This is a genomic window from Granulicella aggregans (genome assembly GCF_014203275.1).
In the GTDB taxonomy this organism is placed as follows: Bacteria; Acidobacteriota; Terriglobia; order Terriglobales; family Acidobacteriaceae; genus Edaphobacter.
This window is the reverse complement of record NZ_JACHIP010000044.1, coordinates 1-12,219: the sequence shown is the minus strand read 5'-3', so window position 1 is coordinate 12,219 and position 12,219 is coordinate 1. Positions and strand designations below refer to the sequence as shown.

Sequence of the window (12,219 nt, the reverse complement as noted above, 5' to 3'; positions counted from 1 at the left end):
CCCAGTTCGAGCAGGAACAGCTCCAGCTCTCGCAGGATCGCGTCTTCGAAGTCACGTTCAAGGTAATGGTCCTTGAGTTCCAGGAAGTCCAGAATATAAGGGTCTTTGAGAACCAGGGCGGGTCCCACCTCCCCCTTCGCGTGGAGCGCCGCGATCTCGAGCCGTGCCAGCTCGTCAGGTTGCCTTGAAAGCGCCGTCCGCTCATAGAGCATCGAGTCGATCCGGCCTCTGAGTGTGCGTACGCTCCAGCCCTCGACACGACACATCTCCGCATAGAACTCTCGCTGCATGGGTCTGTCTAGAGGAAGCAAGGCCTGAAAGTGAGACCAGCTCAATTGTCGCGACAGCGTCACGACAATCTCTTCCTCGGGAAAAGCCTCGGCAAACTGGACCATGCGACGGAGGTTCTTATCCGAATACCCGCGGCCGAAGTCGGCCATCAACTGGCGCGACAGTGTCACGACAATCTGCTCTCCGTAGCCTGCGCGTTCGGAACCGAGCACTTCGCGCCTGATTCGGTCGCCCAACTTCCAATATAGGAGGGTCAACCCGGAGTTCACTGCCAACGCTGCCTGATACTGTGCGTCGGAGATCAGCCGGCGAAGGTCTGAGACAAGATCTTCGGGCTCGTTCGAGGTCGGCGTAATGTCGCTCATAAGGAACTCAAGATGGATCTCAGCCAATTGCGCAACAGGCTGTTGCACAATTGGGCTGCCGGGCCGATTTCGCTGCAATTAGCGTAGCAGGACTTTAGCTTCGACAATCTACATTGTCGTGGGTAAAGAACTCGCATACAATTCGGCATTAGTGCGCGATCGCGCGGTTATTCCCTTCTCCTTCAAAACCTTCTACACTACGGTTGTTATTGGGTTTCTGAGGTAATTCTATGGCAAGGCCGGCTTCCTGGCTCCCCCGATTGCACGAGATTCGTCGCACGGTATCAAGCTCAATACGGTCTCATTACACCCGGCGCGAGCTCGAAGGATTGTTTCAATTACAACCCAGAGCAGCGTTAAAACTCATCGAGCTGCTCCCTACGGTTTCAATTGGAACCTCCTTGCTGGTGGACAAAGACGCGTTGCTCAACTTTTTGCAAGGAGCCCAGGACGCGGATGATGTAACCGCGTACTTTGAGCGTGTGAGGCTGGCGAAGGCGACGGTTTCAAAGAGAAAAATCAGATCTTTGATACGTGAAGATCGAGATCCGTTGTACATCTCTTCGCTCCCCGATTCCCTCCGGTTAGCGCCTGGGCGACTCGAAGTGACATTCGCAACGGTGGATGAACTCGCCGAATCGATGTACGCGCTAGCAAGAATCCTCGACAGCGATCTGGATAACTTCGCTAACGCATTTGAAGTTCGAGCTCTCGAAGTCAACCCGGAAAGCGATGAGGTAGCGAGGATGTTTGAGGAACTGGCCGAGCTAGAGGATAGCTACCGGGTACCTGAAAGATAGACGGTAGCCTCTGCTTGCGTTGAGAGGCTGCGGGCAGCAAGATGAGCTTGGTGGACGGAACCAGCAATTCGGTGATGCGGCAAGTAATCCGGGCATATTCAGGCGTCGCCCTGTAAGATCTTTCGCCATTTTCATGGAGCTACCTGGTAGCTAGTGTATAGCTACCGGGTACCTAGTCAGTATCTACCCGGTTATGGTAGATAGCGGGTACCTAGTCAGTATCTAGTCGCGAAGGACTATAGGTGTAAGTTAGGGAAGGATTAGCGGCAAAACCCTAATAGACGTGGGTACCGAGTATCACTTTGGTACCGGGTATCTTTTTGGTATCGAATATCCATATGGTATCCGGTATCTTCGCGGTACTGGGTATCTTTTAGATAGCCGGTACTCGCTCCAAAGAAAGGCCCTCATGCAGGTAATCGTGTTTGCTTCTAGTAAGGGTGGGGTCGGCAAGACAACCTCCGCGCTTACATTGGCTTGTGTCCTGACGCACCATGGTGCACCAACCACTCTGATTGACGCAGATCCAAACGCGCCACTTGCCCTTTGGTCAGCGCGTTTCCCGTCGGGGGTTCCCAAATCACTGACGGTAAAAACAGCCTTCCGGACCGACGTTGCGGATTTCATCGACAGCGCTATTGATCCTTATGTCATTGTGGATCTTGAAGGCAGTCGAAATGAAGAGGTTTCCGTCGCTATTGGTCGTGCAGATCTTGTCTTAATTCCGATGAAAGGGAATCAGCTCGATGCAGACGAAGCGGTCAATGTAATCAAGGTCATTCGTAAACAGGAAACCATCTTTCGGCGAGAAATTCCCTTCCGCGTTTTCCTCTCTCAAACTTCGCCCGTCATTATGGACAAAGGAATGCGGGATATCTGCAATCAAATGAGAGAAAACTCGATTCCTATGCTTTCCACTGCAGTTGTTGAACGCGCCGCTTTCAAGGCGCCGTTCAGGCTAGGAGGAACGATCTACGACCTCACAGAAAGAGAAGCAAACAATCCAACCGCCGCGATCGAGAATGCCGAGAATTTTGCCCGCGAGATTCGAGACGTTCTGATTGGCGCGCCCCTTCCAATGGAGGTAGCAACAAGTGTCTGACATTCGCCCCGCAATCAAGCTTGATTTCATGTCTGGGATTGAAACGCTATCTCCGCGCCCTAAAGTCAATGCCCTAACCACGCAAGCTTCCGTTCAAGCAGGACGCGAGGTGGGATTCTCTGAGCGCGGTGTAGGTAGCAAGCTTGACGGAAGGAAACTTCGCAGCCGCGGCGCAAACATCCAACTGAATATAAAGATCACGGAACAAGAGAAAGCTGAGATCCTCCATGACGCAAGCGAACTCATTCAGGATCCGCAGAGTTCAGTAACCAACATCGGCGAATTCGTGGTGTTTGCAGTGAATTTTTATCGCCTCCATAGGGCAGGATCGCTCTAGAAAGACGCTTTCTTTCCAGCCTACTGCGGAGTTCCGAGGCACGGTTCCAGCCGTTGGATTTCAGGGTCGGGAATCGCTTTTCTCGATTGGTTTCCCGCAGTGGGCTGGAAACATTTGCAGATTTCCAGCCCACTGCGGGCACAGTTGGAAACCAGAATGGGTAAAGGAATCTTCCTCGTGTGTAGGCATATCTTCGGTATTTCGACCGGTTTCGTAGGCTTCTCTTCTTCACCATTTCCAGTCGACTGCGGAGCGATTCGCCTCTCGTGGCTCATGTACCCCGAGAACTTGAAAAGCCAGCGGCAAGACAACGTTAGGCCACGAAAAGGAAGCATTTGTTCAGCAAACCGCGTGCGAAACATTCCGAAATGCACTATTCGCGGTGCAAGCGGCCGCCAAATTGTCCTCACCCCGCAGTGGGCTGGAAATTTCGAACGTCAGACGCCTCATTGTCCGCAGTTGGTTGGAATTTTTCCGCAGCAGCTTGGAAATCTGCCCGCAGCCGAGCGGAAAGATATCCGCACTGCGTTGGAACGAGCCCCCGCATCAGGCCGGAAAGATCCCCGCAGTCCGCTGGAAAGATCCCCGCAGTGGGCTGGAAATATACTGCCCATAAAATCCCTGTTATCTGTAGGTTCCAAAGCGCTATAGCTTTTAGACTGCTTTACAGTATTGACTTATTAGAGAACTATTACACATAACAAACAGCCTCGGAGAGGCCTAACGAATGGCAAAACGATCTACCTCCCAGGAACCGACGCTTGTCACGATGCCTGATGCTGTTGACTTGATTCGTTTCGAGAAGAATTTGCTTCAAATTGGCTTCTTCGGAGCACACGAACGCCGAGGTAAGCAAGACACCTCTAGTAGGACTATTGAACAATGGGTAAATCGTGACGGTAAGAAGATACTGGTCTCGGCCACGTTTCGTTCGTCCGATCAGCTCGGCCTGCCGTCGACGTCTGATCGTGATAAGTACATGGGTTTCATGAAATTGGCGATGGATCAGAAGCTTCGAAATGGGGTCATTGCCAATCCAATTCGCTTCTCTGGATACAGCCTCTTGAACATACTCGGACAGTGTGATTCTGGAGAAAATTATGAGGCCCTGAACAGTTGGGGAATGAGGATGGCGGACACGACGATTACCTCTGAGCAGGTCATCTACTCCACGGTAAAAAAACAGTACATGAATCGGACGGTTCATGTGTTCCGCAGTTTCACCCGTTTGGGTACTAGCAATCTCGACAACTCGAACAAGACTGACATGTTCGAAGTTGAATTGGAAGATTGGCTGCTGGAGAACTTGAACGCATCCTTCGTTGTTCCCGAAGACTTCACGATGTACCGAAAGCTGGTCAGGCCGACAGCAAAGGGCATATTTGTCTACCTGTACCTGTGGTTTTTTGCGAGCCAAGGGAAGGAGGTCGAGAAAGACTATACAGAACTCTGCGCGTTACTCAACGTGCGCAGCTATGAGCATGTATCCAAAATAAAGGAGACGATGGGGCTGTCTCTGACAGATCTTGTCAACATCGGCTATCTCAAGACTTGGGATGTGAAGCCCATGTCATCCAAGCTTGGTTACAAGCTCGTCCTGACGCCTGGACGCGCGATGAAGGAAGTGCTCGTCATGACGCAGCGGAAGCAATTGGCATTTGCGACCAGTCATACCGAAATTACACTCTCTCAGTCGCGAGAAGAAGCGAGGGCAGCTCTGATTGAACAAGGAGTCAGCTCGGCAAAGGCAACAGAACTTGCTAGAAAACTGGAACCACTCAAGCTCATGGACCGGATCGAATACGTCACTTCGCAAGTCTCCGCGGATCGCAAAGGCACAATCAAGAACCCCGCTGGTTACCTGATCACGTTCGTGGAGACCGAGCAGCAAATACCGCCTACCTTCGTCACCTTGCGGCAACGTCAAGCCGATGAGAGGCGGCGTGCTGCCCTTGAAGCTGAGAGGGCCTCTGAATCCAGTAGGGAACTTGCCGCCATGCTCCTTAGGGAACAGTATCGAAAATGGACGCACGCAGAAGCGGACGCAGTGATAGCGCTCCGCTTTCCTGGTGACCGTCTGCATGAAAGATTGAAAGCGCTTTCCAGCCAACTGCGGGAAGAGAAGGCAATCTCGACGACGCTAGACAGGATGCGACAGGAACACCGCCGGGAGTATCTGATTAATGCTCTTCGCGCCGATATTTTGAAGGAACTCACCCTTCCAACTCTCGACGAATGGGTCGCTGCAAATCCTCAGGGAGATCTCTTCTAACCCGACCGAGACGGGCAATGGCGACCGTCAAGCAGAGAACTGTCACTATCTCGTGTTCAGACCGCCATGCAGACAATAGTTTAGTGAGCGATGCAAACTACATCCCTACCTGACGTTGAGGATTTTCAATGAATTGACTTGCTTACCAAGGTAAGGCGGTTTCATTACGAAGGGGGGAATCTCCCTTGCTAATTAATTCTGTAGGGGAACCTAAGTTGTTATCTTGGGACAGATCGCTAATGTGAAGAGTTGCGCGGGCCCAAGCTGATGTGTTTTGTAAAAATTGTTCCATTTGTGTTGACTGAGAAGAAGTACGCGGAAATCGCAATCGAGGCGTTCAACAGGGCCATGGATGATCTCGTCATCCGTAACATTCCTGTCCTCAATTCAGGCATTGAGTCCGTCGAAGTGGATCCTGTCGAAAATGCAGAAGAGATCCTGAAAGAGTTCGACGAGACTCCAGAAGACGATTAGCTTAGTTTCTTGTGGCCGGCAGTCTTCTTCGACGGTTTTGCCCGCTTCGGCACCTGGGGAGCCGAGACGTGAGTCTCTTCTTGGCTAGCCGATTTTTCGTGCGCAGCGGGGGAATCAAGCCCGCGAACGAGCTCCTCAAGGGAGATCTGGAAGACTTCGCACACCCTGAACAGAGAACGAAGGGAGATCCCCTTTCCGTTCTCAAATCCCTGCCAATGACTGATGTGGAAACTGTGGTCGACGACCATGCTTCTGTAAGTCCAACCACGCTCCTTCCTCATCTGTCTCAGTCTTGCGCCAAGCTCCTTCAAAAACAATTCGTACGTGTGTTGCATTGGCCGCCTGCGAAAGTCTAAGTTTCTTCTCTCTATGGTGTAGCACACGACAGAACAGATTGATTAGACCCTCGCGATCACGCAGTTGTGACGATAGTAATCTCTCCTCGGTGGGTTGACATCGACTGCGGTCTTCGGGCATTCTGCAGTAGAACTAACGTACCTAACCAAATAGGTACTAATGTTTTTAGGCACAGATGTTAGGCAAGTACCGAAGTGCACGCTACGAATCCGTATTTACGAGACTGGCAACGCAGTAACCGTGGCAGGAAACCTAAACCGATCGACCTCGACCATCGAATCAACCTGAGGCACCGTTCTAATGCAGAGTATTGAGTTGCGTCATCTTCGCTATTTCGTTGCGGTTTTCGATCATAGAAGCTTCACCCGGGCGGCAGACAAGCTTTGCGTCACCCAATCCACAATAAGCAAGGGTATTCGAGAGCTTGAAGATCGCTTGGAAACACCTCTACTGTTCCGGCACTCGAATCGCGTCAGCCCAACTGCTGGTGGTCTGCAGTTGTTTGAATACGCCCACCCTATCCTCGAACTCCACGAGGAGTCATTGCAGGAGGTGCGGCAGCTTCACGGTCGCTCACATGGCAACCTGCGAGTAGGGTGCGAAACTGCTGCTGATAAGCGCATTGTGGCAATAGCGGAACGCGTGTATCGCAAGCTCTTTCCAGCATCCGACATTGAGACCACATTCGCACCGACCGAGCAGATACTGGAACGGCTTGCATCAGGAGACATCGATGCTGCCATCGTCACTCTCCCCTCCGACGAACCCTCCACCAGAGTAGTGACGCTCGCTCAAGAACGCATGCTCGTCTGCATGAGATCAGACGATACGTTAGCAGCGAGCTCCGCCGTCGATGTTTCGCAGCTCAAAGGTCGCCTCAAGATTTTCAAACCGCCCGCAGTCCACTGGAAAAACCACGTCAATATGATGAAGTTGCTTGAAGAAGAGGGAATTGAGACCGGCGTTCCATTGTTTGCATCATCCGTTGACGGACAGTTCCAGATGGTTGAGGCTGGCCTCGGGCTGACTCTCGTTCGAGAGCACAGCGACATTCCGCAGGGTCTAGTCACAAGACCGTTCGCCCGTCTCAAATGGACCGTAGACACCGCACTACTTTACCGACCATCGCTACGAAGTCGTAGCACGTCAGTTTGGGCGATGCGACTTGAACGAACGCTCAAGAAGAAGCCCTTTCACGTCTTGCGACCTCCTCCAACGAAGCCGTAGCAACCAACAAAGTTAGGTTTAGAACACGCCTCCAGATGCGCTGGGAGGCGTGTTTTTATTGGTCGGAAATGGCTCCGATGCCGGGTCCTGTTATGAAAATTGGTCATTGGACACCGGCCATTTCGAGCTCTAAGCTCACGATCATTGGCAAGCAAAAACGGTTTGCCAACAAGATGTAGATCTCGAACCAGACAACACGACAAATCGCTCGTAGACCATGCTTTCTATTCAAGGTTCGGCCTAAGTTCCTCAGCGAACCGCTGACTCAACGACCGATCAACAAATCAGCGCTCCTCCTACGGACTCGCAGCCGGCCGCGGACCTGCGTCTTCATTTCCAGCCAACTGCGGATCTGCTGGCTACCGCGGATCCCAACCCAACAACTCTTGAAGGAGCTCATCAACTTATGACTTTCCCATCTCTACGTAAGCGCTCGACACTAGTGTGCTTTGCTCTACCAGTCCTTATCTCCCTGGCAGTATCGCCTCTAGCGGCGCACGCACAAGGCACCGTGGATGTGAGTGGCGTCACTGCCGCCATGGGGACAATCGAGAAGAGCTGTTTGCTCGGTGGCGCACTTGCCGTCGTCATCGGCATCGTCTTCGGTGTGTTCCAGTTCATGGGACGGAACATCTCTGGTGGCTTCATGGCAATTGGCGGCGGTCTGTTCGCCGGTATCGTCATTGGCTTCGCTCCCCAATGGGTCAGCTCGCTGACTGGGCAGACGATCACGATGGTTATTACCCACGCCGTAAAGGTGCTCGCCTAATCATGCAAATGACCAAGCGTGGAGAGCCAGTGTCGATCAATCAAGCCCTCAACAAACCCCGGCAAAAGCTCGGATTGAGCTTGCCAATCTGGATGGGCATTGTGATTACGTCGATGCTGGCTCTCCTGCTTCGGTACTTCGTCCTCTCCATCCTGATCTTCATTTCGATCACTGCCGTCTGCTGGCTGATCGTGCGCAAACACCCAAAGATGTTCCAACTGTGGGGTCTGAGCTGGACCCAGAAGAGCTACTATGACCCGCGCAAACGCTAACCATTGGTTCACCGATGCAGGAGCCGCGAACAGCATCATCCCGATCGCCCGGTTCGTCACCCCTACGATTTTCGCTACCAAGACACGCGGCTACGGGATCTTGTGCGAGGTCGCAGGCGTCGACGAAGAAGGTCTCACAGACGCGGAGATCAATGCCAGGGTGCGAGCGGTCGAGACCGGCTTGCGTGGCCTCGCCGAAGGGTCTTCGCTGTACCAGTACATGCGGGTGACATCCAGGTTTGATATCCCGCGACAGGCTCGTTACGCTGATCCCATCACGGAATCTTTTGTCGATCATCGCCTTAAGTTCTTGGCGAAGACGGCCAACTTTCGTCGCATCGACCTCCATTGGTGCCTCACCTTGGAGCCTGAGCTTTCAAACCCCTTCGCCGCTAAGCCGAAGGCCCAGGCCGACGAGAACGAGCGGTTGATACACCAGTTGCAGAAGGCCGCAGACATCCTCGAAACACACCTAAGTGGCGTGATTGGGCTGAAGGTTCTGAATAAGGAAAGAGTCTTCAAGTTTTTCTGTGAGCTGTTCAACCTTGAGGAGTGGGCGGGCCATACGCCCTTGATCTCAGACCTTGGAGTCGATCAGCAGATCGTCAATAGTGCGATCTCCTGGGAGAAAGACCATCTCAGGGTAGGGAAGCGCCATGTGCAGATGTTTTCGCTGACCAGCACACCGGCTGCATCACAACCCTGCCTCTACAACGGCATCACGAATCTGACCTGCGATAGCGTGCTCTGCACGACTTGGAGGCCGCAGTCGACGTCGACCGTGCGTAAGGAGATCAGTGCCCAGGAGAAATGGATCGACTTCTTCAAGGTCGGCATCTTCCAGCGTGTGATGGCGGGCAAGAACTTTGCTGCCCTCGACCAGGGAGCGGGGGCGAAGGCAGCGTCCGAAGGCGTGGATGATCTCGGCCTCGTCGTGAAGGATTTGAACAAGAAGGCGCAAGGCAAGTACACCGTCACGTTGCTTCTCTCAGCTAGAAGCGCCGAGGAGCTGCGGGAGAACTCGCCAGTGGTTCACCGGACGTTCGTCGACGCGCAGGCTACGGTAATTGAGGAGACGATCGGGAACCTTTCAGCGTTCTATGCGATGTTCCCGTGCAACCACCGTTACAACGTCTTCCCGCTTTGGCTGGGCGAGGATCATCACGCCCGTCTCTCGCCGGTCTTTGCTCCGAACATCGGTCACCCACTGTCCGACGACCTCGACAGCGAGTACCTGAATGTCTTTGAGACCAGGCAGGGAACGCCCTTCTTCCAGGATGCCTATGTGAGCGGGGTCAGGGTGCAGCTCACCATAGGTCCTACGGGAACCGGTAAGTCAGTTCATACGAACCAAATGCTCGGATTGGAGCGGAAATACAACGGATTTACCTACATTTTCGATGTCGGCAACAGCTACGAGAGCATGGTGGAATTATATGGCGGTAGGGTCGATCGCATCGGTCTGGACGGGCCGCGCGTCAATCCGTTCGCGCTGGAGCCGACCGAGAAAAACATCAAGTACCTCTACAACTTCGTCAAAATGCTCCTCACCAATGGCGGGGCCGTCCTCAGCCCCGAGGACGAAGACGCCGTGTTCAAGGAGGTTCAGGGCATGTACCTCATCGACCGGAAGATCCGCAGGCTTTCGAACTTGTTGCTTCCGAAGCATCTCAGCCGGTATCTCGCGAAGTGGGTTGGGCAAGGCGTGTATCACGCAATCTTCGACAATGTTGATGACTCACTTAGTCTTTCGCGCATCCAGTGCTGGGACTTTGCGGGCGTAGCCAAAGACTATCCCGATCTTATCGAACCGCTGATGGTGTGGCTGCTGCGCCGGATTGATGACGTGGTGTACGACCCGAAAAATCTTGGCGTCCCGAAGCACGTCGTGATTGAGGAGCTGTTCTCGAACCTCAAGAACAAGCAACTGTTAGAGGGCGCACTTGCGAGCATCAAGCAGGTTCGCAAGAATCTCGGCGGTGTCACACTCATCGGCCAGTCCGCGAACGATCTCGGGGAGCACGCCGACAGCATCGTCAACTCCTGCACCTCCTTTCTCCTGCTGCCAGATGCGACGTTCAACCGGGATTTCTATGGCGAGTTGTTCAAGATGACCGAACAACAGTTGAACCTCTTCGAGAGTCTGGGGCCGCGCGAGGGGCTGTTGATGCGCCGGGACGGGATCACGAAGGTTGTCACTCTCAACCTTGACCCTCGCAGCTATGCCATTTTCTCCACCAAGCCCAAGGATCGCGCCCGCCGAGGCCGACTGATTGAGAGATGGGGACTGGAGGAGGGAATCACTCGGTTCGTCGCGGGTGAAGACGGGTAGTCTCTCGAACCGAAAGCTTGGCTATGGAAATGAAAGGGCTATGGAAGGCGTGGAGAGGATGAAGCTGTTTCACCCCTTCTCACGGCCCTTGGAAGACTGCGCTCATGCTCTGCTGTCTCCCACATTGCCACAGCCAACGGCCACGCATTGATCAGTTTTAGGAACAGAAAACCAACCACCCGGAGAAGACCTATGAAGACCCCGCTCATCATCGCCGAAAGCGCATTTCTTGCGCTCTACGCCTATGCCGTACCCGCGATTCACGCCCAGCAGAAAGCCCCTCGTACGATCGAGGTCAATGCGACGGCGGCTCCCCCGATCATCCGCGCCTGCCTCAACGCGTCGACGCTTCTGGAGCTGCCCCCCGAGGAGAAGGTCGCAACCGTCTTCGGTGGCAACACGGACGATTGGATCTTCAATGCAGGCCACGTAGCCAGCCGCTTCATCAGCGTGAAGCCGAAGGCTGCGGCTGCCAAGAGCAGCACGAACGTGCACATCATCTCCGACCACGGTAATGACTACACCCTTGAGCTGCGCGAGGTTTCGGCGGACCCGGGAGGAGGCTGCGACTCGACGGTGTTTCTCGCGCAGACAGACAAGGAAGCAGAGAAGACGATCGCCGAAGCGCCGGTCTTCATACCAGCCGCAGAGGTCAAGGAGAGGGAAGACCGGCTCGAAAGGGAAGTGGCCCAGGCCAAAGCGACCGCCGCAGCCGACAAGAAGACCGCCGAGACCGCCCAGGAGACGTACCAGAGCACCTATCCCAGCAGCCTGCACTTCGATTACCGATGGGATCAAAGCAAGGCCAGGTCACTCGGTGTGCGGCAAATCTGGGATGACGGGAAGTTCACCTACCTTCAGGGCAAGTTCGAAGAGCCTCCGGTCGTCTACGAGCTGAAGGACGGCAAAGGTTCGCTCATCAACTTCGATTTCGCGAATGGCCTCTACACCGTTCCCAAGCTCCTGCAGAACGGGTATGTCGCGGTCGGCAAAGCCAAGGTCGAGTTTCATCGTCAGGAGGCCAACTAATGGGAACTGTGCCCGTCGTGCCGTCAGGAAAGCCGCCCATCGGTAGAACCATGCCCATTGTCCTTGTGCTGACCGGGGCCGTCGTCCTCATCGGTGCTTCGACCGCTTACAACATGTTCACCGGAAACCATAAAAAAGAACCAGCGAAAAGCACGCTGCAATCGTGGCCATCCACCGCCGATACGCAGCAAGTGAACGGCTTCGAGAAACAGCAAGCCTTGATTCAAAAGAGCGACGCTGACAACGCCAAGCTCCAACAGTCGATCGCGAACATGGAGGCCCAGGAAAGGGGGATGCAGGCGCAGGAACGTGCCGCCGTCGCACCGCCTGAAGCCGATGGCACTGCGCCTATGACCCCGGCTCAAAGCGCCGCGATCTACGGCACAGGCCCGAATGCTCCCCAACAAACATCCGCCCAATCGGAAGCTCGGGCACAGGCCAAGCAAAAGGCCGCAGAGCGCGAGAAGAAGCGGTTGGATGCCCTCAACAGCGACACCGTGGCGATTGACTTTCAGACGCACGAGGCGAAAGAGTCTCCTTCAGTAGCCGAACCGACCGTTGCATCACCGACGGTGACCGGGCCGACGATGGT

At 54.1% G+C, this 12,219-nt stretch carries 12 protein-coding genes and 1 pseudogene; 11 read left to right on the top strand and 2 right to left on the bottom strand.

Annotated features, from left to right (window positions below):
- Window positions 1-656, bottom strand: a 656-nt coding sequence (locus HDF16_RS29220) for a DUF1016 N-terminal domain-containing protein (protein WP_184224359.1), incomplete at its 3' end; no start/stop codon positions are given.
- Window positions 657-1,057: 401 nt separating this feature from the next.
- On the opposite strand from HDF16_RS29220, the gene HDF16_RS29215 reads away from it, so the two are divergent.
- The 5 genes from HDF16_RS29215 (at window position 1,058) to HDF16_RS29195 (ending at window position 5,641) form a co-directional block, all read left to right on the top strand.
- On the top strand, window positions 1,058-1,456 hold the full coding sequence (locus HDF16_RS29215) for a hypothetical protein (protein ID WP_184224357.1): 399 nt from the start codon (window positions 1,058-1,060) through the stop codon (window positions 1,454-1,456).
- A gap of 409 nt (window positions 1,457-1,865) precedes the next feature.
- Window positions 1,866-2,558 carry a ParA family protein gene (locus tag HDF16_RS29210; protein ID WP_184224355.1) on the top strand — a complete coding sequence of 231 codons (693 nt, stop codon included), beginning with the start codon at window positions 1,866-1,868 and terminating at the stop codon, window positions 2,556-2,558.
- Window positions 2,551-2,895, top strand: coding sequence for a hypothetical protein (locus tag HDF16_RS29205; protein WP_184224353.1), 345 nt, complete (start codon window positions 2,551-2,553; stop codon window positions 2,893-2,895). Before HDF16_RS29210 ends, HDF16_RS29205 begins: the two co-directional genes overlap by 8 nt.
- Before the next feature lie 727 nt (window positions 2,896-3,622).
- A complete protein-coding gene (locus HDF16_RS29200; RefSeq protein ID WP_184224351.1) occupies window positions 3,623-5,167 on the top strand; it encodes a replication initiator protein A in 1,545 nt (514 codons plus the stop codon).
- A 267-nt stretch (window positions 5,168-5,434) separates the two neighbouring features.
- A complete protein-coding gene (locus HDF16_RS29195) occupies window positions 5,435-5,641 on the top strand; it encodes a hypothetical protein (protein WP_221313394.1) in 207 nt (68 codons plus the stop codon).
- Here the strand turns inward: HDF16_RS29195 and HDF16_RS32315 are convergent.
- Window positions 5,638-5,976 (bottom strand): helix-turn-helix domain-containing protein, encoded by a 339-nt coding sequence (locus HDF16_RS32315; RefSeq protein WP_432432307.1) that lies wholly within the window; start codon window positions 5,974-5,976, stop codon window positions 5,638-5,640. The genes HDF16_RS29195 and HDF16_RS32315 overlap by 4 nt on opposite strands.
- 322 nt (window positions 5,977-6,298) lie before the next feature.
- On the opposite strand from HDF16_RS32315, the gene HDF16_RS29185 reads away from it, so the two are divergent.
- The 6 genes and pseudogenes from HDF16_RS29185 to HDF16_RS29160 form a co-directional block, all read left to right on the top strand.
- The gene (locus tag HDF16_RS29185; RefSeq protein WP_184224345.1) at window positions 6,299-7,225 is read left to right on the top strand and encodes a LysR family transcriptional regulator; all 927 of its coding nucleotides are present in this window, start codon (window positions 6,299-6,301) and stop codon (window positions 7,223-7,225) included.
- Between the two features lie 406 nt (window positions 7,226-7,631).
- Complete coding sequence (locus HDF16_RS29180; protein ID WP_184224343.1) at window positions 7,632-7,994, top strand: hypothetical protein; 363 nt, start codon at window positions 7,632-7,634, stop codon at window positions 7,992-7,994.
- Window positions 7,995-8,002: 8 nt separating this feature from the next.
- A complete protein-coding gene (locus tag HDF16_RS29175) occupies window positions 8,003-8,266 on the top strand; it encodes a VirB3 family type IV secretion system protein (protein WP_184224341.1) in 264 nt (87 codons plus the stop codon).
- Window positions 8,247-10,598 carry a VirB4 family type IV secretion system protein gene (locus tag HDF16_RS29170; protein WP_184224339.1) on the top strand — a complete coding sequence of 784 codons (2,352 nt, stop codon included), beginning with the start codon at window positions 8,247-8,249 and terminating at the stop codon, window positions 10,596-10,598. Before HDF16_RS29175 ends, HDF16_RS29170 begins: the two co-directional genes overlap by 20 nt.
- A gap of 192 nt (window positions 10,599-10,790) precedes the next feature.
- Window positions 10,791-11,627 (top strand): TrbG/VirB9 family P-type conjugative transfer protein, encoded by an 837-nt coding sequence (locus HDF16_RS29165; protein WP_184224337.1) that lies wholly within the window; start codon window positions 10,791-10,793, stop codon window positions 11,625-11,627.
- A pseudogene (locus tag HDF16_RS29160) lies at window positions 11,627-12,219 on the top strand (TrbI/VirB10 family protein); the annotation flags it as partial. The gene HDF16_RS29165 and the pseudogene HDF16_RS29160, both read left to right, overlap by 1 nt.